At 73.9% G+C, this 25,399-nt stretch carries 22 protein-coding genes and 1 tRNA gene; 11 read left to right on the forward strand and 12 right to left on the reverse strand.

All coding sequences use genetic code 11. From position 1 onward, the window contains the following. Positions 1–37: 37 nt before the first annotated feature. From Ae150APs1_RS16915 to Ae150APs1_RS16935, 5 genes are all read right to left on the reverse strand, one after another. A complete protein-coding gene (locus Ae150APs1_RS16915) occupies positions 38–1,507 on the reverse strand; it encodes a penicillin-binding protein 2 (RefSeq protein ID WP_075298876.1) in 1,470 nt (489 codons plus the stop codon). Continuing rightward, a complete protein-coding gene (locus tag Ae150APs1_RS16920; RefSeq protein ID WP_075298878.1) occupies positions 1,504–2,982 on the reverse strand; it encodes an FtsW/RodA/SpoVE family cell cycle protein in 1,479 nt (492 codons plus the stop codon). Before Ae150APs1_RS16920 ends, Ae150APs1_RS16915 begins: the two co-directional genes overlap by 4 nt. Then, a complete protein-coding gene (locus tag Ae150APs1_RS16925; RefSeq protein ID WP_075298880.1) occupies positions 2,982–4,331 on the reverse strand; it encodes a PP2C family serine/threonine-protein phosphatase in 1,350 nt (449 codons plus the stop codon). Before Ae150APs1_RS16925 ends, Ae150APs1_RS16920 begins: the two co-directional genes overlap by 1 nt. A gap of 123 nt (positions 4,332–4,454) precedes the next feature. Then, positions 4,455–4,925, reverse strand: coding sequence for an FHA domain-containing protein (locus Ae150APs1_RS16930; protein WP_010231234.1), 471 nt, complete (start codon positions 4,923–4,925; stop codon positions 4,455–4,457). A gap of 108 nt (positions 4,926–5,033) precedes the next feature. Next, entirely contained in the window at positions 5,034–6,281 is a 1,248-nt protein-coding gene (locus Ae150APs1_RS16935; protein ID WP_075298882.1) for a DUF3662 and FHA domain-containing protein, read from the reverse strand. A 241-nt stretch (positions 6,282–6,522) separates the two neighbouring features. On the opposite strand from Ae150APs1_RS16935, the gene Ae150APs1_RS16940 reads away from it, so the two are divergent. Next, positions 6,523–6,608, forward strand: a tRNA-Leu gene (locus Ae150APs1_RS16940). Positions 6,609–6,681: 73 nt separating this feature from the next. Here Ae150APs1_RS16940 and Ae150APs1_RS16945 read toward each other — a convergent pair. Further along, positions 6,682–7,353 carry a uridine kinase gene (locus Ae150APs1_RS16945; RefSeq protein WP_349289885.1) on the reverse strand — a complete coding sequence of 224 codons (672 nt, stop codon included), beginning with the start codon at positions 7,351–7,353 and terminating at the stop codon, positions 6,682–6,684. Between the two features lie 50 nt (positions 7,354–7,403). Here Ae150APs1_RS16945 and Ae150APs1_RS16950 point away from each other — a divergent pair, with 50 nt between their 5' ends. From Ae150APs1_RS16950 to Ae150APs1_RS16970, 5 genes are read left to right on the forward strand one after another with little or no spacing between them, the layout of a single operon-like run. After that, on the forward strand, positions 7,404–8,204 hold the full coding sequence (locus Ae150APs1_RS16950) for an IclR family transcriptional regulator C-terminal domain-containing protein (RefSeq protein ID WP_060574391.1): 801 nt from the start codon (positions 7,404–7,406) through the stop codon (positions 8,202–8,204). Between the two features lie 59 nt (positions 8,205–8,263). Continuing rightward, the gene (locus Ae150APs1_RS16955; RefSeq protein WP_075298884.1) at positions 8,264–9,043 is read left to right on the forward strand and encodes an enoyl-CoA hydratase/isomerase family protein; all 780 of its coding nucleotides are present in this window, start codon (positions 8,264–8,266) and stop codon (positions 9,041–9,043) included. A 60-nt stretch (positions 9,044–9,103) separates the two neighbouring features. Further along, complete coding sequence (locus tag Ae150APs1_RS16960) at positions 9,104–10,246, forward strand: 5-methyltetrahydropteroyltriglutamate--homocysteine S-methyltransferase (RefSeq protein WP_075298886.1); 1,143 nt, start codon at positions 9,104–9,106, stop codon at positions 10,244–10,246. A gap of 40 nt (positions 10,247–10,286) precedes the next feature. After that, positions 10,287–10,628: a TfoX/Sxy family protein gene (locus Ae150APs1_RS16965; protein ID WP_075298888.1), complete on the forward strand. Its 342-nt coding sequence runs from the start codon at positions 10,287–10,289 to the stop codon at positions 10,626–10,628. Between the two features lie 13 nt (positions 10,629–10,641). Further along, positions 10,642–11,400 carry a methyltransferase domain-containing protein gene (locus Ae150APs1_RS16970; protein WP_075298890.1) on the forward strand — a complete coding sequence of 253 codons (759 nt, stop codon included), beginning with the start codon at positions 10,642–10,644 and terminating at the stop codon, positions 11,398–11,400. Positions 11,401–11,464: 64 nt separating this feature from the next. Here the strand turns inward: Ae150APs1_RS16970 and Ae150APs1_RS16975 are convergent, their stop codons facing one another. The 3 genes from Ae150APs1_RS16975 to Ae150APs1_RS16985 all read right to left on the reverse strand — a co-directional run bounded on the left by Ae150APs1_RS16975 (position 11,465) and on the right by Ae150APs1_RS16985 (position 14,350). Then, positions 11,465–12,205: an iron-sulfur cluster assembly protein gene (locus Ae150APs1_RS16975; RefSeq protein ID WP_075298892.1), complete on the reverse strand. Its 741-nt coding sequence runs from the start codon at positions 12,203–12,205 to the stop codon at positions 11,465–11,467. Beyond that, positions 12,202–13,233 carry an amidohydrolase family protein gene (locus Ae150APs1_RS16980; RefSeq protein WP_010231261.1) on the reverse strand — a complete coding sequence of 344 codons (1,032 nt, stop codon included), beginning with the start codon at positions 13,231–13,233 and terminating at the stop codon, positions 12,202–12,204. The genes Ae150APs1_RS16975 and Ae150APs1_RS16980 overlap by 4 nt, the downstream gene beginning before the upstream one ends. An 88-nt stretch (positions 13,234–13,321) precedes the next feature. Next, positions 13,322–14,350 (reverse strand): NAD(P)-dependent alcohol dehydrogenase, encoded by a 1,029-nt coding sequence (locus Ae150APs1_RS16985; RefSeq protein ID WP_060574387.1) that lies wholly within the window; start codon positions 14,348–14,350, stop codon positions 13,322–13,324. A gap of 229 nt (positions 14,351–14,579) precedes the next feature. Between Ae150APs1_RS16985 and Ae150APs1_RS16990 the strand changes: the two genes are divergently transcribed. From Ae150APs1_RS16990 to Ae150APs1_RS17000, 3 genes are read left to right on the forward strand one after another with little or no spacing between them, the layout of a single operon-like run. Beyond that, complete coding sequence (locus Ae150APs1_RS16990) at positions 14,580–15,035, forward strand: DUF4442 domain-containing protein (protein WP_075298894.1); 456 nt, start codon at positions 14,580–14,582, stop codon at positions 15,033–15,035. A 40-nt stretch (positions 15,036–15,075) separates the two neighbouring features. Next, complete coding sequence (locus tag Ae150APs1_RS16995) at positions 15,076–15,738, forward strand: NAD(P)H-binding protein (RefSeq protein ID WP_075298896.1); 663 nt, start codon at positions 15,076–15,078, stop codon at positions 15,736–15,738. Between the two features lie 31 nt (positions 15,739–15,769). After that, a complete protein-coding gene (locus tag Ae150APs1_RS17000; RefSeq protein WP_075298898.1) occupies positions 15,770–17,179 on the forward strand; it encodes an NAD(P)/FAD-dependent oxidoreductase in 1,410 nt (469 codons plus the stop codon). Between the two features lie 43 nt (positions 17,180–17,222). Here the strand turns inward: Ae150APs1_RS17000 and Ae150APs1_RS17005 are convergent, their stop codons facing one another. Next, positions 17,223–18,101: a DUF6474 family protein gene (locus Ae150APs1_RS17005; protein WP_083680180.1), complete on the reverse strand. Its 879-nt coding sequence runs from the start codon at positions 18,099–18,101 to the stop codon at positions 17,223–17,225. Positions 18,102–18,268: 167 nt separating this feature from the next. On the opposite strand from Ae150APs1_RS17005, the gene Ae150APs1_RS17010 reads away from it, so the two are divergent. Both Ae150APs1_RS17010 and Ae150APs1_RS17015 read left to right on the forward strand, forming a co-directional pair. Further along, on the forward strand, positions 18,269–20,056 hold the full coding sequence (locus Ae150APs1_RS17010) for a TM0106 family RecB-like putative nuclease (RefSeq protein WP_075298900.1): 1,788 nt from the start codon (positions 18,269–18,271) through the stop codon (positions 20,054–20,056). 11 nt (positions 20,057–20,067) lie between these two features. Continuing rightward, the gene (locus Ae150APs1_RS17015; protein WP_249266372.1) at positions 20,068–21,879 is read left to right on the forward strand and encodes a gamma-glutamyltransferase; all 1,812 of its coding nucleotides are present in this window, start codon (positions 20,068–20,070) and stop codon (positions 21,877–21,879) included. Between the two features lie 83 nt (positions 21,880–21,962). Here the strand turns inward: Ae150APs1_RS17015 and Ae150APs1_RS17020 are convergent, their stop codons facing one another. Beyond that, the gene (locus tag Ae150APs1_RS17020) at positions 21,963–24,725 is read right to left on the reverse strand and encodes an MFS transporter (RefSeq protein ID WP_075298904.1); all 2,763 of its coding nucleotides are present in this window, start codon (positions 24,723–24,725) and stop codon (positions 21,963–21,965) included. Beyond that, on the reverse strand, positions 24,726–25,211 hold the full coding sequence (locus tag Ae150APs1_RS32105) for a MarR family transcriptional regulator (RefSeq protein WP_010242579.1): 486 nt from the start codon (positions 25,209–25,211) through the stop codon (positions 24,726–24,728). Between the last annotated feature and the right edge of the window lie 188 nt (positions 25,212–25,399).

The raw sequence follows: 25,399 nt of genomic DNA on the forward strand, positions 1-25,399 counted from the left end.
GACCTGCGCCGTGCCGTTCCCGCGGCGTGTCCCCGCCTCACTGGGCGTCCCGGAGGGTCTCGGCGATGACGGCGCGGCCGATCGGTGCCGCGACCGAACCGCCGGTGGCCTCGGCACCGCGGTCCCCGCCGCTCTCGACCAGCACCGCGACCGCGACCCGGGGGTTGTCGGCCGGGGCGAACGCCACGTACCAGGCGTGCGGCGGGGTGTTCTTCGGGTCGGTGCCGTGCTCGGCGGTACCGGTCTTCGAGGCGATCTGGACGCCGGTGATCTTGCCGCCGCCCTGGGTCCGGTCCTCGGAGCCGATCATCAGGTCGGTCAGGGTGCGGGCGACGTCGCCGGGCATCGAGCGGGCCATCCGGTCCGGCTCGGTGGTGTCGACGACGTCGAGCGTCGCGCCCTGGATCTCCTTGATCAGGTGCGGGGCCATCGTCTGGCCGCCGTTGGCGATCGAGCCGCCGATCATCGCCAGCTGCATCGGGGTCAGCCGGACGTCGCGCTGGCCGATCGCGGACTGCTGGGTGGAGGGCACGTCGGACATCGGACCGACCTGCGACGCGGTGACGGGCATCGGGATCTGCAGGTCCGACCGGCCGATCCCGAACGCCTCGGCCTGCGCCCGGAGCTTGTCCGCCCCGAGCTCCTGGCCCAGCTGGGCGAACGCGGTGTTGCAGGAGCGGGCCAGCGCCTCGCGCAGCGACGCGGTGTCGCCGCCGCCGCACTGCGAGCCGTTGTAGTTCTCCAGCGTGGTCGTCGAGTCGGCCAGCTGGATGTTGCGGGCCGCGGTGAGCCTGCTCTCCGGGGTGTACCCGTTCTGCAGCGCTGCCGCGGTCGTGACCAGCTTGAACGTCGACCCGGGCGGCTCGATCTCGTTGATCGCGCGGTTGGTGAGCGGGTTGAGCTCGGCGTTGTTGTACTCGCGCCAGGCCGCCTGCTGCTCGGCCGCGTCCGGGGCGGCCAGCCGGTTCGGGTCGTACGACGGCGTCGAGGCCATCGCCAGGATGTTGCCGGTCTGCGGCTCCAGCGCGACGACGGCGCCGGTGTAGCCGCGCGACTGCAGGCCGTCGTAGGCGACCCGCTGCACGTCCGGGTCGACCGTGGTCACGACGTTCCCGCCCGCCGGGTCCCGGCCGGTGATCAGGTCGGACAGCCGGCGCACGAACAGCCGGTCGTCGGTGCCGTTCAGCACGTCGTCGGTGGACCGCTCGAGGGCGCCCTTGCCGTAGACGGTGGAGAGGAACCCGGTGATCGGCGCGAACGCCGGGCCCTCCGGGTACTGCCGGGCGTAACGCAGCCGGCCGTCGCTGTCGACGCTCTGCGCCAGGACCTGGCCGCCCGCGGTGATCTGGCCGCGCTGGCGGGAGTACTCGTCGATCTGCGTGCGCTGGTTGCGCGGGTCGTCGCGGTACTGGCCGGCCACGACGACCTGCACGTAGGTGATGTTCGCGAGCAGCGCCACGATCATGACCATCACGGCGAGGGCGACGCGGCGTACCGGGCGGTTCACGGGTCGCTCCTCTCCTGGGACGCGGGCGTGGGTGTGGTCGACGGGCGGGAGCTCTGCGGGCGCTGGACGAGCTCGGTGCTCGCCTCCGCGATCGGCGCCCGTTGCTGGGCGGGCCGCTTCGGCAGCGGCGCCCGTGCCACGTGCGAGATCCGCAGCAGGAGCGCGACGAGCACGTAGTTCGCCAGCAGCGACGACCCACCGTAGGACAGGAACGGCAGCGTCAGACCGGTCAGCGGGATCAGCTTGGTCACCCCGCCGATGACGACGAAGATCTGCAGCGCCACCGAGAACGCCAGCCCGGTCGCCAGCAGCTTGCCGTAGGAGTCGCGCACGGCCAGCGCCGAGCGGAGCCCGCGGGTGATCAGGACCAGGTAGACGACCAGGATCGCCGCCAGCCCGATCAGGCCGAGCTCCTCGCCGAGCGAGGAGAAGATGAAGTCGGACTCGGCGAAGGGCACGAGGTCCGGCCGGCCGGCACCCAGGCCGGTCCCGCCGACCCCGCCGGTGCCCAGCCCGAACAGTGCCTGGGCGAGCTGGAAGCCGCCGCCGTCGTAGTCCTCGAACGGGTCCAGCCAGATCTGCACGCGGACCCGCACGTGCCCGAACAGCTGGTAGGCGATCGACGCGCCGACGGCGAAGGCCGTCAGCCCGATCACCATCCAGGAGATCCGCTCGGTGGCCGTGTAGAGCAGGACCAGGACCAGCCCGAAGATCAGCAGCGAGCTGCCGAGGTCGCGGGAGAAGACCATGATGCCGATCGACAGGCCCCAGGCGGCGAGCAGCGGCGCCAGGTCGCGGGCGCGCGGCAGCTCCATGCCGAGGAACCGGCGGCCGGCCGTGGAGAGCAGGTTGCGCTTCTGGACCAGGTAGGCCGAGAAGAACACGATCAGCAGGATCTTGGCGAACTCGCCGGGCTGGATGCCCGGGCCGCCGGGGATCCGGATCCACAGCTTCGCGCCGTTGACCTCGGAGATCGACGACGGCAGCACGGCGGGCAGCGCGAGCAGCACCAGCCCGAGGAAGCCGGCCGTGTAGCCGTAGCGGGCGAGGGCGCGGTGGTCGCGCAGGAAGTACAGGACCAGCGCGAACAGCGCGAGCCCGGCCACCGTCCAGGTGATCTGGGCCGTGATGAGCCCGCTCGGGACCTCCCGGCCGAGCAGCTCCGCGCGTGCCGCCCTGGCCAGGTCCAGCCGGTGGATCATGACCAGGCCGATGCCGTTGAGCAGCGCCACCGACGGGAGGATCAGCGGGTCGGCGTAGGGCGCCAGCCACCGCACCGCGAGGTGCGCGCCGGAGAACAGCACCAGGTAGGCCAGCCCGACCAGGAGCAGGTCCGTGGTGAGCGACTGCTCCTGGTTCGCCTCGACCAGGACGAGTGCACCGGTCGTCAGCACCGCCGCCAGGCCGAGCATGACCAACTCGATCCCGCGGCCGGTGCCGGTCGTCGGCTCCGGCGCGCCGTTGCCCGCCGTCATCAGCTGTCGAGCCGGCAGTTGCGGCCCGGGTCCGGGGTCATGGTCGGCAGCGGCGTGGTGGTCACCGGGGGTCCGCCGGGCACGGCGGGCGGTGCGACCACGGGCGGCGCCGGGGGCGGGTTCAGCGTCGAGCACAGCGGCAGCATCTGCTCGCGCAGCCGGTCCACGGTGTCGCGGGCGCCGGTGTCGCCGTCGTCGGAGACGATCCCGCCGGAGACCTGGGTGCGCACCGACTGCGGGAGGTCGTCGAGGTCGATGTCGGAGCGCTCGGCGACCCGCTGCAGCGGGACCCCGAGCACGTTCCCGCGCACGCCCTGGTAGATCGCGACCTGGTTCTGGTCCACGCCCACGTAGTACTGCTGGAGAACCAGTGCCCGGGCGACGAAGACGCCGGCCACCAGCACCACGAGCACGCCGAGCAGCGCGAGCACGGGCCGCAGCCCGCGCCGGCGCCCGTCGGACCCGGTCCGGTCGGGTTCGAGCCGCACCGGCTCGGTGCGGGGCAGGGTGGTCGCCGCGGCCCGCTGCGCGGAGGTGTCCGGGGCACGCTCGTCGTGCCGGTAGTCGCCGTCGCCCGCGCGGGGGCTCCGCCCGGCCGACCCACCGATGATCGGCGCGTCGTCGGCGTAGTCCACGTCCACCACGTCCGCCACGATGCACGTGATGTTGTCGGGCCCGCCACCACGCAGCGCGAGCTCGATCAGCCGGTCGGCGCACTCGCGCGGGTCGGCGTAGTCCTCCAGCGTCTGCTGCAGGGTCTCGTCGCTGACCGGGCCGGAGAGCCCGTCCGAGCAGAGCAGGAAGCGGTCGCCGGCGCGGGACTCGCGGATCGACAGCGAGGGGTCGACGTCCTGCCCGGTGATGGCGCGCAGCAGCAGCGAGCGCTGCGGGTGCGTGTGCGCCTCCTCCTCGGTGATCCGCCCCTCGTCGATCAGCGACTGGACGAACGTGTCGTCCTTCGTGATCTGGGCGAACTCGCCGCCGCGCAGCTGGTAGCAGCGCGAGTCGCCGACGTGCACCATGCCCAGCCGCGACCCCGCGAAGAGGATGGCGGTCAGCGTGGTGCCCATGCCCTCGAGATCGGGGGCGTCGGCGACGTGCCGGGAGATCGCGTCGTTGCCCTCGTGGGTCGCGTCGCGGAGCTCGGCGAGCAGGTCGTCGCCGGGAACGTCGTCGTCGAGCGGGGCCAGTGCGGAGATCACCAGGGACGAGGCGACCTCGCCGGCGGCGTGCCCACCCATGCCGTCGGCGAGGGCGAGCAGTCGGGGGCCGGCGTAGACGGCGTCCTGGTTGTTCTGCCGGACCAGTCCGCGGTCACTGCGGGCCGAGTAGCGCAGCACCAGTGTCACGGGGCGGCTCCGGCTTCGGTCGGGGCACGTCGGGGCGATCCCGCGCCGCGGGACCGGTCGAGCGGCCGCGGCACCGGGGGAGCGGGCGGTCGCGGCGTGGTGGTCATGGTTGGTCCAGGGCCGTCACGATCGCAGCTCGATCACCGTCTTGCCGATGCGGACCGGCGTCCCCAACGGGACCCGGGTGGGCCCGGTGACCTTATTACGTTCGAGATAGGTGCCGTTCGTCGACCCGAGATCCTCGACGTACCACTCGTCTCCCTGCTGGGAGATGCGGGCGTGCCGGGTGGATGCGTAGTCGTCGTCGAGCTTGAGGGTGGAGTCGTCCGCGCGGCCGATGAGGATCGGCCGCGAGTCCAGGGTGATCCGGCTGCCGGTCAGCGGGCCCTGGGTGACGAGCAGCTGGCGGGCCACCTTCCCGCGGCCTGCGCCACGGGCACGGGGGGCCTTGCCTCCCGACCGGCCGGGCACGGCGCCCTTGAGCCCGGAGGCGGTGTAGAGGTCCGAGCGGACCACCTGCAGTGCGAGCAGGACGAACAGCCAGAGAAGGGCCAGAAAGCCACCTCTGGTCAGCTGCAGCACCAGTTCCGGCACTTCGCCTGCTCGCCCTTCTCGTCCGCCTGCACGGTCCGCCCACCCGGATCGGGGCCGGGCGGACGGACCGTCATGTCCCGTCCAGTCTGACCTGTCGCCCGAGCGGGCTCAGCCCTGGGTCCGGAACACCAGGCTGGAGTGACCCACGCGGATCACGTCGCCGTCGGTGAGCTGGCACGACTGCACCGGCGAGTTGTTCACCGTGGTGCCGTTGGTCGAGCCCAAGTCGTTCAGGGTCGCGACCTGGCCGTCCCAGGTGACCTCGAGGTGCCGGCGGGAGACGCCGGTGTCCGGGAGGCGGAACTGGGAGTCCTGACCGCGGCCGATGACGTGGGTGCCCTCGACCAGCTGGTAGTTGCGGTTCGACCCGTCGTCCAGGATCAGCATCGCGGTGAGCTGCACCGGTGCGCCCCAGCCGCCCTGGCCGCCGTAACCCTGGCCGTCGTAGCCCTGGTCGTACCCGCCCTGCGGCTGGCCGTAGCCCTGCGGCTGGCCGTAACCCTGGGGCTGGCCGTAGCCGTCGTAGCCCTGGTCGTAGCCCTGCTGCGGGTACCCGCCGGGCTGGGCGTAGCCCTGGGGCTGGCCGTAGCCGTCGTAGCCCTGGTCGTAGCCCTGCTGCGGGTAGCCGGGCTGCTGCTGCGGGTATCCGCCGTAGCCCTGGTTCGGGTCCGCGTAGCCCTGCTGCGGCTGGCCGTAGCCCTGCGGCGGCTGCCCGTAGGCGGGCTGGCCGTACTGGTCGTAGCCCTGGGGCTGTCCGTACCCGCCCTGCGGCTGGCCGTACTGGTCGTACCCGCCCTGCTGCTGGCCGTAGCCCTGCTGACCCTGCTCCTGGTCGTACCCCGGAGGCGCGTAGGTCTGCTGGCCGTACCTGCCGGGGGCGCCACGGTCGTACCCGTACTGCCCGTTCTCCTCGGGGTGGCCCGGTTGCTGGCTCATGGGTGCTTCTCCTGCGGTGCGTGCTCTGGTGGCGGCCCGACGGGAAGCGTCGGGATCGACAGCGGAGCGGGTGCGGAATTGTCCCGTGTGCAGCGCCTCGGAGCGCTCCAGGAAGACTACGACCTCACCGTAGGTGTCCCAGCCCTGGTCGGTGAGTTCCTTCGCCACGTGCGACGAGAGGGATCGGACGACCCCGTCCTCGTCGCCCGCCATCCGGTCGAGATCGCTGGGACTGAGCAGAACGGTGTACCGGTTGGGCGCCAACAGGCGACCTCCGGCGAGCTGCTCGACGTGGTCCTCGGCTTCCCTCAGCAGTGCCTGTGCGACTTCCTGTGGGACGACACTGCCTCCGAAGACCCGCGCGAAGGCGTCGCCCACGAACCCCTGCAATCGGCGCTCGAAGCGATCCACGCGGCCCAAATGATCTCCTCCGTCCGCATCGGCGTGTCGGTGATGTGCGACCGATGGTATCTGTGCTAACCCGCGGCCCCGGCGGCGCCCGACCGAACGGCCCACGCCGTCGCCGTCCGCTGGTCACCCGTGCCCTCTCCGATCTACCCGTCCGGCCGGTCCCGCGCACCCCCCGGCACCGGCCGGCGGCCGGCGGGGACCCCCTGCGAACGGGTCCGCGGCGGGGTGCTAGCTTTCTTCCTGTCGCTCCGGGCGAGTGGCGGAATGGCAGACGCGCACGGTTCAGGTCCGTGTGTCCGAAAGGACGTGAGGGTTCAACTCCCTCCTCGCCCACCACAACTTCTCACCTCCGGTAGAGATTCTTCCTCCCCGAGGGTCACCGTCGCCATCGCGCGATCGGTATCCATTATCACCCGTTCCGGTGTGGCGCACGCATGTCGGTCACCGTCCGGCGCCTAGCGGTCACGTACAGCGGGACGCTCCGGATGGTCGGCCATCGCGAGCACGTCCGCGTACGCGCCGGGATCGCCCTCCTCCTCGTACCGGGTGTAGGCGGCCGCGGTCCAGGCGAGATCCGGCGACAGCCGGCGCTCCAGGGCGGCCCGTCCCATCCGCAGGTGACCGTCAGATCAGCGGGGAGGCCTCGTCCCAGCAGCCGGCCACCGCCGAGCAGGACGACACCGCTTGCGCCGAGCGGTACCGGTTCGTCGCGGAACGCGCGGTCCCGGTGCACGTCCCGCAGCCGGGGCAGCACCGATCCGCTGCCGTCCGGGGCCATCGGCCCCAGCACCTCGCGGCGCAGGGCCGGCTCGTCCAGCCATCCGTCGAGGAACATGGCGGGATCGGTCCGGCCGAACTCCAGGCGGACCGATGCGGGCCGCAGGAAGTCGTCGGCGTCGACGGCGAGCGCGTCCCGGCCCCGGTCCCGGAGCAGGCCGGCGACGGCGCGTGCCAGCTCGACCGGCCCGGTGGGCGGCGAGCCGTCGACGACGACCCGCAGCCGTCCGGGCACGGCGGTGACCCGCTCCACGAGGTGGGCGGCGAGCCCGTCGCGGTCCGTCGGCCGGAACCCACCCGCCACGCGTCCTCCGTCCGCTGGTGCCCGTCGTGTCCGGCGGCGACACTAGGCGGGTGGCGGGTGAGGACGGCACCGGTGTCCCCGGCGGAACGGCCGGCACCGCGCTGCGGCGTGCGCTGCGGGTGCTGGAGTCCGTCGCCGAGATCGGCGACGGGGTGACCGCGAAGGCGCTCGCCCGCCGCCTCGACCTGCCCCTCCCGACGACGTACCGGGTGCTCGGCACGCTCGTCGAGGAGGGCTACCTCGTCCGGCTGCACGCGGTGCGCGGCTACGGCCTCGGTTACCGGGTCGTCGGGCTCTACCGCGGGATGACCGACCGGATCGTGCCGCCGGCGCCTGCCCGGGAGATCCTCGCCGACCTGCACGTCCGGGTCGGGGCGGCCGCCGTGCTGGCCGTGCTGCGGGCGGGCGACGTCGTGGTCGCGCACAGCGAGACGTGCGCCGCGCACCCCGGACCGGGGGCGATGCCGGGCGAGCCCGTCCCCGCGCACGCCACCGCACCCGGGAAGGCACTGCTCGCGGGGCTGGACGCCGGACGGCTCGCGGAGGTGCTCGGCGCCGGCCCGCTCGGCGCGCTGACCCCGCACACGCTGACCGACCGCAGGCTCCTCGACCGGGACCTGCTGCGGGTGCGCTCGGCGGGCGTCGCCGTGGAGGTCGAGGAGCACGCCCGTGGCCGGGCCGGGCTGGCCGTCGCGGTCCCGTCCGGGGACGGCACGGCGGCGCTCGGTGTGGTCGTCAGCCGGGCGGACTTCGCCGGCCGGCGGTGGCAGCTGGAGCAGGCCGTCCGGGAGGCGGCCGGTCCGCTGGCCCGCCACCTCGCTGCCGCCACGCCCCTCGCCGCGCCGGGCTGAGCGGCCCCGGACTTCACCGCCGGGGTGCCCGCCCGCGCCGGTCCCGCGAGGATGGCCGGATGGCTGATGAGGTCCGCTACGAGCGGGACGGGCACGTCGTGACGATCACCTACGACCGGCCGGAGAAGCGCAACGCGATCGACGGCGACATGCGCCGCTCGATCAACGCGGCCTGGGACCGGTTCCGCACCGACGACGACGCGTGGGTGGCGATCGTGACCGGCGCGGGGCAGGCGTTCTGCGCCGGGGCGGACCTGCGCTCGACCACCGGCAACCCCGCCGGCGACTTCCCCGGGAGCTTCTGGGAACGCCCGACCGTGAACTCGCTGGAGAGTGGCTGGGAGATCTTCAAGCCGATCGTCGCTGCGGTGAACGGCGCCGCCGTCGGCTACGGGGTCACCCTGCTGACCTGGTGCGACTTCGTCATCGCTGCGGAGGAGGCGACGTTCTGCTTCCCCGAGGTGCGGCTCGGCGTGCCGACGATCGTCGGCGCACTGCGGCTTCCCAGGATGATCGACCGGCAGGCCGCGATGGAGCTGCTGATGACGGGGGAGACGATCGACGCCCACCGGGCGCGGGAGATCGGGCTGGCCGGCCGCGTCGTCCCCGGGGAGTCCCTGATGGAGGAGGCGCGCGGCCTGGCGGAGCGGCTCACCGCGGGTGCCCCGCTCGCCCAGCGCGCGATCAAGGAGATGGCGGTGCGGGGGCCCGAGATGGGCACGACGGAGGCCATCCGGTTCGGCGAGACGATGCGCCGGGTCGTGGGCGCCACCGAGGACGCGGCGGAGGGAGCGGCGGCGGCGCGGGAGCGGCGGGCGCCGGTCTGGCGGGCCCGCTGACGTTCCGCCCTCCGGAAGCGCGGTCGGCGGACATGCACGCGCGGCGATACCTTCGGGCGCATGCCGGAGACAGCGCAGTCCGAACTCGTCCGCACGGTCCCGCCGTTCCGCGCCGACCACGTCGGCAGCCTGCTGCGGCCGCCGGCCCTGCTCGCCGCCCGGGAGCGGCACGCCGCCGGTGAGCTCGACGCCGCCGGTCTGCGTGCCGCCGAGGACACCGCGATCGCCGACGTCGTCGCGCTGCAGGAGTCGGTCGGTCTCCGCTCCGCGACCGCCGGCGAGTTCCGCCGCACGTCGTGGCACATGGACTTCATCTACGCCCTCGGCGGCGTCTCCCGGACCTCCGGGAAGGTCGAGGTGGCGATGCGCAATGCCACCGGGCAGAACAACTTCACCTCGGCCGGGATGGCGGTCGACGGGAAGGTGGGGCTCGACGAGCCGATCTTCGGCACCGCGTTCGACTTCCTCGCGTCGCAGGTCACCACGGCGACGCCGAAGCTGACTATCCCCTCGCCGAGCATGGTCTACGCCCGTGGCGGCCGGGCCGTGATCTCCTCCGACGTCTACCCTGACATCGAGGAGTTCTGGGCGGACCTCTCCGGTGCCTACGCCCACCAGCTCGCCGCGATGTACGACCGCGGCTGCCGCTACCTGCAGCTCGACGACACCGCGCTGGCCTACCTCAACGACCCGGCGCACCGCGAGCAGCTGGCGGAGAAGGGCGACGACCCGGACACCCAGCACCTGCGCTACATCCGCCAGATCAACGCGGCGATCGCCGGCCGTCCCGCGGACCTGGCCGTCACCACGCACATGTGCCGCGGGAACTACCGGTCGTCCTGGGCGGCCGAGGGCGGCTACGACCACGTCGCCGAGGCACTGTTCGGCGGCCTGGAGGTCGACGGCTTCTTCTGCGAGTTCGACGACGAGCGCTCCGGCACGTTCGCGCCGCTGCGGTTCGTCCCGTCCGGCAAGCAGGTGGTGCTGGGGCTGGTGACGACCAAGACCGGTGCCCTGGAGGACCCGGACGTGCTGAAGCGGCGGATCGACGAGGCCGCCCGGTACGTGCCGCTGGACCAGCTCTGCCTGTCCCCGCAGTGCGGCTTCTCCTCCACCGTCGAGGGCAACGAACTCACCGTCGACGACCAGCGGCGGAAGCTGGAGCTGATCGTCTCGGTCGCGGAGGACGTCTGGGGACGCTGAGACCTCCCCGCACGACCCCGGCCGGGCACATACTCGTCGGGTGGCCTACGACGAGGGGCTCGCCGCCCGCATCCGCACCCTGCTCGCGGACGAGCCCGGGCTCACCGAGCGGCGCATGTTCGGCGGCCTCGCCTTCCTGCTCGACGGCCACATGGCCGTCGCCGCCAGCGGGAGCGGCGGCCTGATGGTGCGGGTGGACCCGGCGCGGTCCGCCGAGCTGCTGACCCGCCGCGGGGCCTCGCGCATGGTGATGAGCGGCCGCGAGACGGCCGGCTGGCTGCGGGTGGCGGGCGAGCCGGACATCGACGACCTCGACGGTCCGGAGCTGGCCGGATGGGTGGCGGAGGGCGCCGGTTTCGTGCGGACCCTGCCGCCGAAGTGAGATCCTCACCGGTGTGAGCACCGCTGCCGCCGCCTCCCCGTTGCACGACCGCGTGCTGGCGGGTGCGGGACCCGGCGCCCGGCTGCTCGACGTCGGCTGCGGCACCGGCGGCCTGCTCGCCCGCGCCGTGGGCGACGGCCTCGTCGTGTCCGGCGTGGACGTCGAGCGGCGGGCCCTCGCGATGGCGGAGCGGGCCGCGCCGTCGGCCGCGCTGACCGTCGCCGACGCGCACGAGCTCCCGTTCGACGACGACGCGTTCGACCTGGTCACCCTGGTCCAGGTGCTCGAGCACCTGACGAACCCGGTGCAGGCGCTCCGGGAGGCCGGGCGGGTGTGCGCACCCGGCGGGACGGTGCGGGCCACCGTCTGGGGCACCCCCGACGAGTGCGACGCGGCGGTGATCGGTGCGGCGCTCGCCCCGCTCACCGACGCGGCCCCCGCACCCCGCCAGGACCGGCCGCCCGGCCCGGACCGCAGCGGCACCGGGGCCCCGCCGCTGACCGACCCGGAGCGGCTGGCGAGGCTCGCCGGCCTCGCCGGGCTCGCGGTGCGGGAGATCGCCGTCGTCCGGGTGCCGGCGGACCACCCGGACGCCGACGACCTCGTCGCCGGGGTCCTGGAGTCCGGCCCGGGCCGGCACGCGGCCCGCTCGGCGGGACCGGCGGCCGTCCGGACGGCCCTGCTGGACGCCCTGGAGCCGTTCCGGGCCGGTGACGGCTACCGGCTCGTCGACACCGTGCGCGTCCTCGACGCCACCCCGGAACGCACGTGAGCCGTGCCCCCGGCGAGAGGGGCACGGCTCACGTGGTGCGGGGCCGGCAGGGTCCGGCCCGTCCTCACCCGCCTGTCGCGGCGGGTTCCCGCTGCTCGTAACGGATCTTGAGCAGCGACTTGCAGTACTCCCCGTTGGTCTCGATCCCGACCCGCTGCAGCCGCGCCCGGCGCAGGTGGAGCGGGACCTGTTCGACCTGTACGGGGCTTCCGTCCGGATGCACCAGCAGCGGCGCGTCGTCCCCGGCGGGTAGGCCGATGGCCTCCCGGCGGCGACGCATCCGGGCGAGCTCATCGGTGTCGGCGTCGGTGCCGGTGAGCGCGCCGAGCGTGAGCGAGGCGAGCTCCTCCGGTCCGCGACCGGCGTCGACCAGCGGCCGGGCCACCCGGTCCTGCCCGGCCAGCGCGGCCTTGGACAGGAACGTGTGGCGCAGCTCGTCCAGCTCCGCCGCGGCCTCGCCGTTCAGCGAGCCCTCGAAGGACTTCACGAACCCGGCGTGCGCCGCGACCCCTCCGTTGATCTCGTCGGAGGCGTGGTGGTCGGCCAGCGTCACCTGCGCCCTGCTCACCCCGGGGACGGCCGTCACCGCGTCGTAGGCGTCGGCGACCATCAGGAACGAGAAGTTCGGGGCGCAGAAGAACGTCGGCAGCCGCAGGCCCACCGTGACCTCACCGGTGGGGGAGACGGTGCACGACTCGACGAAGTCGAGGTCCGTGATCGGCTCGTCCAGTTCCGGATCGAGCACCGTCCCCAGCGCGGACCACACGGCCTGCCGGACGGTGCTGTCGACAGGCCCGGGCGTCACTGTCCCGCGACCAGCTGCTCGCCCGGGGCGTCCTGCAGCTTGAGCTCGTCCGGCACCGGGATGTCGTAGAGCCGGGCGGCGTTCAGACCGAGGATCTTCTTCTTGCTCGCGGTGGTGAGGCGCGGGTAGTCGGCGAACTGGTCGTCGTCCGGCATCTGCCAGTCGACGAGGCCCTCGACCTGCCACTTCGGCGTCCAGATGTTGTAGTCGCCGCCGAAGAGCATCTTGTCCTCGCCGACCCAGAACAGCAGCTCGCCCATCACCTTGGCGAAGAACTTCGGGCGGGCGTGCATCAGGCCGCCGACGACGACGGACAGGCCGGCGTAGACGTTGGGCTCCTGCACCGCCATGAAGCAGAAGTCCTCGATGCGCGGCAGGCCGACGTGCTCGACGATGAAGTTGAGGCCCTGGAAGTCGGTGGCCGCGTGGTCGACGTCGGCGACGTCGAACGCGTCCTTGTCCAGCGGCCAGATCGTCGGGCCCTTGTGCACGTGGACGTTCTTCACGCCCAGGTCCTGCGCCGCCTGCAGGAAGCGGTAGGCCTCGGGGTCGGTCAGCTTGTAGCCGCGGGAGTCGCCGTTCCACTCCGCGGTGTACAGCTTCACGCCCTTGAAGTGGTACTTCTCCATGTCCGCCTCGAGCTGGCGGAGCCCGGCGTCGCCCTCGCGCGGGTCGAAACGGCCGTTGACGATGACCCGGTCGCCGAACCGCTCGAGCAGCTCCGCGTTCTGGTCGATCGTGTTGAAGCCGTTCTTGTACCACTCCTTCAGGTACGTCGACTGGAAGATCGCGTAGTCGACGTGGCCCTCGATGAACATGTCCCGCTCGAAGTCGTCGGCGGAGACCTTGAGGTAGTGCTCCCAGTCCCAGTGCGTCTCGGGCGGGCCGAGCTGGTGGTAGCCGTAGAAGCAGTCGATCCAGCCCTTGGCGTACTGCTCGCGACCCTCGACCCAGTTCTCCCGGGACGCGTCCCAGAAGTGCGAGTGGGAGTCGACGACGAAGTACTTCTCGCCATCCTTCTCGTACATGTGGTTCCTCCTGCGTCAGCTGCTCTGCTGATCGGTGGTGGATCAGGATTTCCGTACGTACGTCCTGGACGGACGTATGAATCAGGGATCAGGGAACGAGGATCGCCCGGCCGCGGACCTTGCCCGCGTCGAGGTCGTGCAGGGCGTCGAGCGCCCGGTCCAGCGGGTACTGCACGGTGTGCAGGGTGACCTTCCCGGCCTGCGCCAGGACCATCAGCTCGGCCAGGTCGTTGTAGGTGCCGACGATGTTGCCGATGACGTTCTTCTCGCCGGCGACGAAGTCCAGCGTCGGGGCCTTGAACTCGCCGCCGTAGCCGAGCATGAACTGGTAGCCGGCCGGACCGGTCATCGCCCAGGCGTCGAGCTCGGCGCCCTGCTCGGCGACGAAGTCGAAGGTGACGGTGGCGCCGCCGCCGGTGATCTCCTGGACCGCCTCGACGTGGTTGCCGTCGGCGACGACCGTCTCGTCCGCCCCGATCTTCTTCGCCAGGTCCAGCGCGGCCGGGTTCTTGTCGACGACGATGATCTTCGTCGCGGTCAGCGCGGCGAGCGCCTGGATGCCGATGTGCCCGAGCCCGCCCGCGCCCTGCACGACGGCGGTGGTGCCCGGGTAGAGGAACGGCACCGACTTGCGGACCGCGTGGTAGGCGGTGATGCCGGCGTCGGCGAGCGCGGCGACGTCGGCCGGGTTGGTGTCCGGGTTCAGCTTCACGCACGCCCGGGCGGTGGTGCGCAGGTACTCGGCCATGCCGCCGTCGTTGTTCGACAGGCCGGGGAAGAAGGCGTCGCCGGTGCACTGCATGTCCCGCCCGTAGCGGCACATCGTGCACAGCCCGCACGACGGCTGCGGGTGCAGGATGACGGTGTCGCCGACCTTGACGTTCGTGACGCCGTCGCCGACGGCGTGCACCCACCCGGCGTTCTCGTGCCCGATCACGTAGGGCAGGTCCGGGTTCTGGATGTCGGCCCAGTCGCCGTCGATGATGTGCAGGTCGGTCCGGCAGACACCGGCACCGCCGACCTTGACGATGACGTCGAGCGGTCCCTGGATCGTCGGCTCGGGGATGTCCTCGAGCTGGGGGTCCTGCTTGTACGCGTGCACCCGCACGGCCTTCACGGGGTACCTCCTGGCGTCGGACGCGCGGCGGTGCGCGTCGATCGTGGTGGGACTCGCGGTCGTTGCTGTGGGAGCGGCGCCGACGTGACCGTGATCGCGTTGTGCCGCCTGTCACATCGATCAGAACCCCACCGCGGACCGCGGACAAGGGGATCCTTTCTCGCCCAGCGATACGACGGACGAATCGGGCGGCTACCCGAACCGGTTACTGACGAGTAGCCTCCGGGTCATGGCTGACGACGCGAGCTGGGTGGCCGGGGCGATGACGCAGGCCGTGCCGTGGGTGGGCACGGCAGGGATCACCTTCGGCGAGATCACCACCGAGCGGGTGGAGGCGTTCCTCCCCGATCGCTCCGACCAGCACAACCATGTCGGCGGCCCGCACGCCGCGGTCATGTTCGGGCTGGGGGAGACCGCCTCGGGCGCGGTGGGCCTCGCGGCCTTCGCCTCGGCGGGCGACCGGGCCGTCCCGCTCGTCGTCCGCTCCGAGATCCGCTACCTGAAGCTGGCGACGGGCGACCTGCGGGCGGAGGCGGTCCTGACCCGTCCGGCGGGTGAGGTCCTCGCCGAGCTCGACGGCGGCACCCGGCCGGAGTTCTCGGTCGACGTCACGATCACCGACGCCGACGGCGTGCAGACCGGCGCGATGACGATCGTCTGGACGCTGAAGCCGAACCGCCGGTAGGTACCGCGCGCGACGTGCGGTCCGGGCCTAGCCTCGGACCATGGACGTGGTGATCGCCGGAGGACACGGGAAGATCGCGATGCGGCTGGCCGCGCTGCTCGCGGGCAACGAGCACACGGTCCGCTCGATCGTGCGCAACCCCGACCACACCGACGAGGTGGCGGCGACCGGCGCCCGGCCGGTCGTGGCCGACCTGGAGTCGGCGACCGCGGACGAGCTCGCCGTGCAGCTGAGGGGCGCCGGCGCGGTCGTGTTCGCGGCGGGCGCCGGGCCGGGCAGCACGGCGGCCCGCAAGGAGACCGTCGACCGCGACGGCGCGACGCTGCTCGCCGACGCGGCCGCGGCCGCCGGGATCCGCCGCTACCTGCTGGTCTCCTCGACCGGGGTGGACGCCGAGCCGGATCCGGAGCGCGGCGAGGTCTGGGCCGCCTACATCCGGGCGAAGAAGGCCGCCGAGGAGGCGATCCGCGCCGACGACCGGCTCGACGCGACGATCCTCCGTCCCGGCAGGCTCACCGACGACCCCGGGACCGGCGCGGTGCTGCTGGCGCCGCCGCCGGTCGACCGCGACGACGTGACCCGTGACGACACCGCCGCCGTACTGGCGGCGCTGCTGACCGCGGACCACACGATCGGGTCGACCCTGGAGCTCCGCGAGGGCGACGTCGAGCTCGCGCAGGCGGTCGCCGCACTCCAGGGGTGATAACCCGGCGACGGCGGGGAATGCTGGTGGCATGAGTCACGAGTACGACGTCGTCGTCATCGGAGCAGGGCCGGTCGGCGAGAACGCCGCCGGTTACGCGGTCGACGCGGGACTCTCCGCGGCGATCGTGGAGGCCGAGCTGCTCGGCGGGGAGTGCTCCTACTGGGCGTGCATCCCGTCGAAGGCGCTGCTGCGCACCCCGCAGGCGGTCGCGGACGCCCGGCGGCTGCCCGGCGTCACCGCGGACTTCGACCCGGCCGCCGTGCTGGAGCGGCGGACGTCCTTCACCTCGAACTGGGACGACACCGGGCAGGTCGAGTGGGCCGAGGGTGCCGGGGCGGCGGTGCTGCGCGGCCGCGGCCGCCTGGCCGGGGAGCGGACCGTCGTCGTCACCGGCGCCGACGGGACGGAGACGACCGTGACGGCCCGCCGCGCGGTGGTGCTCGCGACCGGCAGCGTGCCGGTGACGCCGCCGGTGCCCGGCCTCGACACGGTCGAGTACTGGGGTTCCCGGGGCGCGACCTCGGCGAAGGAGATCCCGCCCCGGCTCGGCGTGCTCGGCGGCGGGGTCGTCGGGTGCGAGATGGCGCTGGCCTTCGCCCGGCTCGGGTCGCGGGTGACGCTGGTCAACCACGGACCGCGGGTGCTGCCGAACGCCGAGCCCGTCGCGTCCGAGCGGGTCGCCGACGGGCTGCGGGAGGCCGGGGTCGACGTCCGCCTCGACACCGGGCTCGACCGCGTCGAGGCCGCGGGCGACGCGACCCGCCTGCACCTCGGCGGGGAGGTGGTCGAGGTGGACCGGCTGCTGGTGGCGACCGGGCGCCGTCCAGCATCGGACGGACTCGGCCTCGACACCGTCGGGGTGACGACGACCGGGCGCGGCGCCGTCCCGGTCGACGACTCCGGCCTCGTCGACGGTGGCGGGGACTGGCTCTACGCGGTCGGGGACGTCAACGGCCGGGCACCGCTCACCCACCAGGGCAAGTACCAGGCGCGGATCGCCGCGCACGCGATCGCCGCCCGGGCCGCAGGCCGCGGGCTCGACGACGGCGCCTGGGGCGAGGACGCCGCGACGGCCGACCACCACGCCGTGCCCCAGGTGGTGTTCACCGATCCCGAGGTCGCCTGGGTCGGCCGGACCGCCGACGCCGCCCGGCGGGACGGCCTGGACGTGCGGGTCGTCGACATGGACATCGCCGTCGCCGGGTCGTCGCTCACCGCCGACGACTGGGCCGGTCGCGTGGTCGCGGTCGTCGACACCCGCCGGGAGGTGCTGATCGGGGTGACCTTCGTCGGACCCGGTGTGGCGGAGCTGCTGCACGGGGCGACGATCGCCGTCGTCGGCGAGGTCCCGCTGGCCCGGCTGTGGCACGCGGTACCCGCGTTCCCCACGGTCAGCGAGGTGTGGCTGCGGCTGCTGGAGACCTACCGCGCGGGCTGAGCGACGGGCGCCGCGCGCACGGTGCGTGCGGCGCCCGTCCGGCTCAGGCCCGGACGCCCAGGTGGTCCAGCAGCTCGACCTCGATGCGGTCCAGGTCGTGCGAGATCGTGCGGAACGCCGCCTTGCGGCGGGCGGCCGGCATGTTCTCCGCGGCCCGGACGGCGGCGGCCAGGTCGTGCAGCCGCGGCTCGGTCTCGTCGGCGAACCGCTTGGCGTTCGCGTCCCGGTCGGTGGTGCCGTCCGCGCGCAGCTCGGCGATCGTCCGCGAGATCCGGGACAGCCGTGCGTGCAGCTTCCCGCCGGGGCCCGAGTAGCCGCCCAGCTCGTCCGGCGAGACGCCGAGCCGCCGGGACCGGTGGTCGTCGAGCCGGTGCCGCAGCGTGCCCGCGGCGGCCATCGCGTACGGGGCCACCAGCGGCGCCACGATCTTGGCGATGCCGAGGTAGCGCTGCACCCGCTTGGCGTTCCACTCGCGGGCGGCGCGCTCGCGCTCGGCGTCCTTCGCGGCGCGGGCCTCGCTCTTGAGCCGGCCCTTCTCCGCGGCCTGCGCGGCCTTGGCCTCGGCCTTGCGGGCGCCGGCGTCCGCCTTCGCGGCGGTCTTCGCGGTCTTCCGGTCGGCCGAACGCGCCTTGAGGTCGGCCTCGGTGAGCAGACCGTTCGCGGCGGCGGCGACCGAGTGCGTGCCCGAGTCCACCGCACGACGGGTGGTCCGGGCCGCCCGCCGGCCCGCCTTCTCGGCGCGGCGGCTCGCCGACTCGGCCCGGCGGTGCAGCTTCTCCGACGCCAGGTCCGCGGTCTCCTTGGTGAACTCGGCGGTCTGCACGGCGGCGGTGTGCACCCGCTCGGACGCGTCGACCGCCGCCTCCCTGGTCGCCGCGGCGGCGCGCTCGCCGGCGCGCGGCTTCCTGCGCAGCAGTCCCATGTCGTGTCCTCCCGGGGTCGGTCCGACCACAGTTGATCGCGATGTCGTCGCCGGAGCCTAAGGCCCGTCCCACCGCCCGCGCAGGTCCGACACCGCGGAGTGACGGCGTCGTCCACCGGATCGGTACCCGTCGGAACTGTCGGGGACGGTCTCTACCCTCGACCACCGTGAGCACCTCGACCGGATCCCGTGCGGCGCCGCGCGTCCTGCTCGACGCCGCCGCGCTGACCGGGTGCCGCCGCCGGGTGCACCTGGACCACGACCCGTCGGCGAGCGGTGCACCCCGGGCCCTGCCCGACCCCGCGATCGAGCAGCGCCGGGCCGACGCGGCCGCGCACCGTGCGCGGATCGGCGAGCTGCTGGCCGGCACCTGGGGCGGGGCCTGGGCGAGCACCTGGCCCGGCGGCGCGACGGGCCCGGCCACGGCGGAGGGTCCGGCGGGCGTCCCGGTCGCGGCCGCGTCCGACGGCGAGGCGTCCGGGCCACCCGCCGGGTCCCGCGCGGCGCGGGCCGCCCGGACGGCGGAACTGGTGGCGGCGGGCACCCCGCTGATCTGGGGTGCCGTGCTCCCGCTCGACGACGACCGCCGCGGCACCGCGGAGCTCCTGGTGCGGGCGCCCGGCGGCGGCTACGTCCCGCTGCTCGTCGTGCGGCGGCGCATCACTGATCCCGGCGAGGGCGCCCGGACCACGGCGGTCACCGACCCCTGGCCGCAGCGCGCCCGGCACGACCCGGACCGCAAGGTCCGCTCGCAGCCCCGCGACCTCCTGGCCCTGGCCCAGCTGACCCGGCTGCTGGAGGCCGCGGGCTGGGCGCCGCCGGAGCCCGCGCCGCGGCTCGGCGGGGTGATCGGGCTGGATGCCGACGTCGTCGTCTGGCACGACCTGGACACCGGGCACTGGCCGGGTGGGCGTTCCACCCTGGAGGAGTACGACGTCCGGTTCGCCGACCGCGCCGCGGTCGCCCGGTCGGCCGCGGCCGGGGGGCCGGCGCTCGCGGCGCCGTCGCGGATCACCGAGTGCCGCCGCTGCCCGTGGTGGCCCACGTGCGAGGCCGCCCTGGAGAGCGCCGACGACGTCAGCCTGGTCGCCCACGGCGAGACGGCGCGGCTGCTGCGGTCGGCCGGTGTGGCGACCGTCGCCGGACTGGCCGGGCTGGATCCGGCCGACCCGCCGTCGGAGCTGGCCGCGCCGTTGCCCGGACCGCCGTTCGGGGATCTCGTGGCACTGGCGCGGGCTCGCAGGCACGGGCTGGCCGTGGCCCGCCGGGTGCCGCGGGTGGAGGTGCCGCGTGCCGACGTCGAGGTCGACGTCGACATGGAGAGCTTCGGCGAGTCCGGCGCGTACCTCTGGGGAGCGTTGCTGTCGCTGCCCGGCGGGGCGCGCGACGGCGACCCCGACCCGGGCTACCGCGCGTTCGCCACCTGGGACCCGCTCCCCACGCGCGACGAGGGCCGCTCGTTCGGCGAGTTCTGGACGTGGCTGTCCGGGATCCGCGCGGCCGCCCGCGCGTCGGGCCGGTCGTTCGCCGCCTATTGCTACAACGAGCAGGCCGAGAACCGGTGGATGCTGTCGTCGGCGCACCGGTTCGCCGGGATGCCCGGCGTCCCGACCGAGGCACAAGTCCGCGAGTTCATCGAGGACCCGTGCTGGGTCGATCTCTACGGCGTCGTGTCGACCTGGTTCCTGTGTGCGCAGGGCAAGGGACTGAAGAAGATCGCGCCCGCGGCGGGCTTCTCCTGGCGGGACCCGGAGGCCGGCGGAGAGAACTCGATGCGGTGGTACCGCGACGCCGTCGCGCTGGAGGGCGGTGAGCCCGATCCCGCGCAGCGCGAGCGGCTGCTCGGCTACAACACCGACGACGTGCTGGCGACCCACGCGCTGCGGGAGTGGATGTCGTCGGATCGGGTGCTCGAGGTGCCACTGGTGACGGAGCTGACCGACCTGCCCGTGTGACGATGCGGGGCGTGGCTCCCCGTGGATACGACCGGATCGGCCCGCGTGGCGCGGTCAGCAGCACCCACCATCTCGGCACCGCCGCCGCGGCGACCGTGCTCGCCCGGGGCGGAAACGCCTTCGACGCGGCGGTGAGCTGCGGGTTCGTCCTGCAGGTCGTCGAACCGCACCTGTGCGGCCCCGGCGGTGAGCTCCCCGCGGTGTTCGTCACCGCCGCCGACCCGTCCCCGACGGTGCTGTGCGCCCAGGGCGTCGCCCCGGCCGCGGCGACGATCGACCGGATGCGCGACGCCGGCTGCGAGACCGTCCCGGGGACCGGCCTGCTCCCGGCCACCGTTCCCGGCGCCTGGGACGGCTGGCTGACCCTGCTGCGGGACCACGGCACCTGGGAGCTCGCCGACGTGCTCGAACCGGCGCTCGGCTACGCCGCGGGCGGGTTCCCGCTGGTCCCGCGGATCTCCGCCGCGCTGGCGACGGTCGCCGGCCACTTCCGCGCGCACTGGCCGACGTCGGCGGCGACCTGGCTGCCCGACGGCCGCGTCCCGGCACCGGGCGAGAGCGTCCGGCTCCCCGCGCTGGCCGAGACCTGGCGGCGGCTGCTCGCCGCCGCGACCGGCCCGAGCAGGGAGGCGCGGATCGACGCGGCCCGCGACGCCTGGTACCGCGGCTTCGTCGCCGAGGAGATCGGACGCTTCTGCGCGACCACCCCGGTCCGCGACGAGACGGGGCTCGACCGCACGGGCCTGCTCACCGCCGACGATCTCGCCGGCTGGTCGGCGCACTACGAGCCGGCCCTGGTCGCCGACGCGGGCCGGGGCTGGTCGGTGGCCAAGTGCGGGCCGTGGTCGCAGGGCCCGGTGCTGCTGCAGCAGCTGCGGCTGCTGGCCGGTACCGGCGTCGAGCTGCCCGGCGGTGTCGCGACCGCGGACACTGTGCACCTCGCCGCCGAGGCGGCGAAGCTGGCGTTCGCGGACCGGGAGGCCTGGTACGGCGACCCCGGCGGCGACGGCGTCGTCGCGGACCTGCTCTCCGACCCCTACACCGACGCCCGGCGGGCGCTGCTCGGAGCGACGTCCGATCCGGGTCTGCGGCCGGGTTCCCCGGGCGGCCGCGAGCCGCGGATCGGCCGCCACGCCGCCACCCCGGGTGCTGCCCGCGGCTCGGGCACGGAGGGTCCCGGCACCGGCGAGCCGACGGTGAGCCGGGACGGGGTCGCCCGCGGGGACACCGTGCACGTCGACGTCGTCGACGCCGCCGGGAACATGGTCTCGGTGACGCCGTCCGGTGGCTGGCTGCAGTCCTCGCCGACCATCCCGTCGCTCGGGTTCTGCCTGGGGACCCGCGGTCAGATGTCCTGGCTGGAGGAGGGCCTCGCGAGCTCGCTGGCGCCGGGCCGGATGCCGCGGACCACGCTCAGCCCGTCGCTGGCGCTGCGCGACGGCGAGCCCGCGGTCGCGTTCGGGACCCCGGGTGGCGACCAGCAGGACCAGTGGCAGCTGTGCTTCCTGCTCGCGATGATCCACGGCGACCTGGACCTGCAGGCCGCGATCGACGCCCCGGCCTGGCACTCGACGGCCTTCCCGGCGTCGTTCGCGCCGCGCGGGTGGGAGCCGCACGGGCTGGTCGTCGAGTCGCGGCTCGGCGCGGCGACCCTGGCGTCGCTGCGGGACCGCGGGCACGCGGTCGACGACGCCGGGCCGTGGGCGCTCGGGCGGATGTGTGCGGCCGGCCGGGGCGACGCGGTGCCCGGTGGCGGTGGCGCCGGGACGCTGCACGCGGCGGTGGACCCGCGGTCCGGGGTGGGCGCCGCGATCGCGGTGTAGCGACCGGCCGTGCACTCGGGCGTTCGACGGGAACGGCCCGGCACCCCTCCTGCTCGGGTGCCGGGCCGTTCCACGTGGAACCCCTACCGGGGGTCACCCTCCCGGACGTGCCGGCCGTTGCCGTTCGGCGACGGGACGGGGCCGGGCTCGTCGAGCGGGTGCGGGAACTCCACGTCGGAGTGGGTCACCCGGCCCGGCTCCAGCGCGACGACGGTCGCCACCGGCGGGTAGCCGCTGGTCGCGAGCGTGTAGCTGCCCGCGGCGAGGCCCTCGAAGGTGAAGGTGCCGTCGGGTCCGGACAGCCGCGACCCGACGACCGCACCCTCGGAGTCGATCAGGGTGGCGAGTGCCTGGCCGACCGGCAGGCCGTCCGGTGCGGCGGTCACCCGGCCGGTGAGGCGCGAGCGCTGCGGCAGCCGCAGGTCCTGCAGTGCGGAGCCGGTGGCCGGGACCTCCACCCCGACCGCGACCGGGTCGACCCCCTCGCCGACGGCCGTCAGCGTGTACCGCCCGGACGGCACCCCGGTGAGGGCGTAGCGCCCGGCCTCGCCGGAGCGGCCCGACGCGGCGACGTCGCCACCGGCGTCGATCAGCGAGACGGTCACGCCCGCCGCGCCGTGGCCGGCCGCGTCCTGCACGGTCCCGTGGATCCCGCTGCCACCGGCCAGCCGCACGTCGTGCCGGACGGGCTCGGTGCCCACCGACACCGTCGCGGCGTGCGGCGGCAGCGCGCCGGAGGCGGCGACGACCAGGTAGCGGCCCGGGCCGTCGAGCGCGATCCGGTAGTGGCCGTCGTCGTCGGTGGTGGTGCGGCCGACCTGGTCACCCGACAGCCGGGCGACGGTGACGACCGCCCCGGTGAGCGCGTCACCGGAACCGTGCTGCACGCGTCCGGTGACGGCCGGGCCGCCGCCCCGGGCCGGCGGGGCCGCCGCGGGCGCGGGCGGCGCGACCGGTGCGGCTGCCGGCTGCCCGGTGGCGGGAGCCGGGTGTGCGGCGCCGTCGGGCTGCGGCGTGCCGTTGCGGGAGCCGTCGGCACGGCCGATCACCGGGATCGGCGTGGTGGGCGGGGCGTCGATCGCGCGGCCGGGCTCGACGCCCGCACCGCGACCGGCCGGGGCGGGCACCGGGGCCGCGGTCGTCGCGTCACCGGTGGGGAGGCTCGCCGACGCACTGGCCTGGGCCTCCGCCCGCGCGGCCTGCGCACCGGACATCGTCCGCAGCGGCAGCTCCTTCACGAACAGCACCAGCACGAACGCGGCCGCGATCACGACGGCGGCGATGAGGAACGCCAGCGTCATCGAGCTGGTGAAGCCCTCCTGGAAGGGGGCGGCGAGCCGCGGGTCGATCTGCTGCAGGAACGACGAGTCGCTCAGCACCGACGAGTTGATCGCGCCGGTCTGCAGCCCCTCGACCACCTGCCGGTTCGCCGGGTCGGCGAGCACGGCCGGATCGGTCACCGCCGCCTGGAAGCCTGCGGTGCCCATCGCGGAGCGCAGCGCCTCGCCGATCCGGTCCCCGGCGGTGGAGAACACCACCGAGAGGAACACGGCGGTGCCCAGCGTGCCGCCCATCTGCCGGAAGAAGGTGACGGCCGAGGTCGTCACGCCCATGTCGCGGGCCGGCATCGCGTTCTGGACGGCCAGCACCAGGGTCTGCATGCACAGGCCGAGGCCGAGGCCGAGGACCGCCATCGTGGCGAAGAGCTGCGGCAGCGGGATCTCCGGTGTGACGGTCAGCCACAGCAGCACCATCGCGACGGTGATCAGCGCGGTGCCGATCACCGGGAAGATCTTGTAGCGACCGGTCCGCGAGGTCAGCTGGCCGGACAGCACCGAGGCGACCATGATCCCGCCGACCAGCGGCAGCATCATGAAGCCGGCCTCGATCGGGGTCGCGCCGTGCACGATCTGCAGGAACTGCGGGAGCAGCGCGATCCCGCCGAACATCGCCATGCCGATCATCAGGTTGATGACGCTGGACAGCGAGAAGACGCCGGTGCGGAACAGCCGGAGCGGGAGCAGCGCGTCGTCGCCGTAGGCCCGCTCGGCCAGCAGGAAGAGCAGCAGCCCGATCCCGCCGATGACGTAGCAGACGATCGAGTTCGTGGAGTCCCAGCCCCACTCGCGGCCCTGCTCGGCGACGATCAGCAGCGGCACCAGGCACAGCGCCAGCGCGATCGCGCCGGGCCAGTCGATCCGCGCCTTCCGCGGGACGTGCGGGATGTTGAGCATCCGCTGCACGACGACCAGGGCGATCAGTCCGATGGGGACGTTGACCAGGAAGATCCAGCGCCACCCGTCGATCCCGGCGATGGTGTCCACACCGGACAGCAGGCCGCCGACGACCGGGCCGATGACGCTGGACGTGCCGAACACGGCCAGGAAGAAGCCCTGGTACCGGGCCCGCTCCCGCGGCGGCACGATGTCACCGAGGATGGTCAGCGCCAGCGACATCAGGCCACCGGCGCCGAGGCCCTGCAGCGCACGGAACGCGGCGAGGGAGTACATCGACCAGGCCAGGGTGCAGGCCACCGAGCCGATCAGGAAGATCGAGATCGCGGTCATGAACAGCGGCTTGCGGCCGAAGATGTCGGAGAGCTTGCCGTAGAGCGGCGTCGTGATCGTGCTGGTGATGAGGAACGCCGTGGTCGCCCAGGCCTGCAGGGACAGGCCGGAGAGGTCGTCGGCGATCGTGCGGATGGCGGTCGACACGACCGTCTGGTCCAGGGCGGCCAGGAACATTCCCAGCATCAGTCCACCCAGGACGGTGAGGATCTGCCGGTGCGTCAGCTCTCCGTCGGCGCTCGCGGCGGCGGGCCGCGCAGCGGCGGCAGCGGTGGACATTCAGGACTCCCGTGCTTCGAAGGTCTGGTAGTCGTCGAGGAAGCGGTCGAGCAGCGTGGTCAGCGCGACGCGGTCGGCGGGGTCCCACCCGCCGAGCACCTCGGCGATCACGTGGGCGCGGCGCCGTCGCTCGGTCTCGATCACCCGGACGCCCTCGTCGTTGGCGGCGAGCAGCGAGGCGCGGCCGTCGCCGGGGTCGGCGCGGCGCTCGACGAGGCCGGCCTTGACCAGCGCCGAGACCTGGCGGCTGATCGTCGAGGGGTCGGAGTGGAAGGCCGCCGCGATCTCGGTGGCCCGTTGCGGTCCGCCGAAGTGCAGGTGGGCCAGGACGTGGTAGCCGGCCATGTCGACGATCATGTCGGGGCGGTGCCGCTCCGCCGACCTCTTGACCTGGCGGACCAGCATGAACAGCTCACGGACCACGGTGTCGGCGAGCTCGATGTCGGCCTCGTCCGGCTCGGCCGTCGCGGGCTTCGCGGTGCTCATCGCGCGCCCCTCTCCCGGTGGTGCATGTATCACGCAACTAGTTGACGGATGCAAGGATGCGCTTCTGCGTTGCGCAATGCAAACCGGTTCGCTGTGACCTACACCATGGGCCTGCCGTGCCGGTACGACCTGCCTCGGCGGACCCGGCTCGGTCGTGAGAAGGGGATGGCGCACACCGGACGGCGCGG

Source organism: Pseudonocardia sp. Ae150A_Ps1 (assembly GCF_001932315.1).
Classification (GTDB): domain Bacteria; phylum Actinomycetota; class Actinomycetes; order Mycobacteriales; family Pseudonocardiaceae; genus Pseudonocardia.

Coding starts and splice junctions, on each gene's coding strand:
- Ae150APs1_RS16920 (WP_075298878.1), bottom strand. CDS start 2,982: ATGACGGCGGGCAACGGCGCGCCGGAGCCGACGACCGGCACCGGCCGC.
- Ae150APs1_RS16955 (WP_075298884.1), top strand. CDS start 8,264: ATGGCTGATGAGGTCCGCTACGAGCGGGACGGGCACGTCGTGACGATC.
- Ae150APs1_RS16960 (WP_075298886.1), top strand. CDS start 9,104: ATGCCGGAGACAGCGCAGTCCGAACTCGTCCGCACGGTCCCGCCGTTC.
- Ae150APs1_RS16980 (WP_010231261.1), bottom strand. CDS start 13,233: ATGTACGAGAAGGATGGCGAGAAGTACTTCGTCGTCGACTCCCACTCG.
- Ae150APs1_RS16990 (WP_075298894.1), top strand. CDS start 14,580: ATGGCTGACGACGCGAGCTGGGTGGCCGGGGCGATGACGCAGGCCGTG.
- Ae150APs1_RS16995 (WP_075298896.1), top strand. CDS start 15,076: ATGGACGTGGTGATCGCCGGAGGACACGGGAAGATCGCGATGCGGCTG.
- Ae150APs1_RS17000 (WP_075298898.1), top strand. CDS start 15,770: ATGAGTCACGAGTACGACGTCGTCGTCATCGGAGCAGGGCCGGTCGGC.
- Ae150APs1_RS17005 (WP_083680180.1), bottom strand. CDS start 18,101: ATGGGACTGCTGCGCAGGAAGCCGCGCGCCGGCGAGCGCGCCGCCGCG.
- Ae150APs1_RS17020 (WP_075298904.1), bottom strand. CDS start 24,725: ATGTCCACCGCTGCCGCCGCTGCGCGGCCCGCCGCCGCGAGCGCCGAC.
- Ae150APs1_RS32105 (WP_010242579.1), bottom strand. CDS start 25,211: ATGAGCACCGCGAAGCCCGCGACGGCCGAGCCGGACGAGGCCGACATC.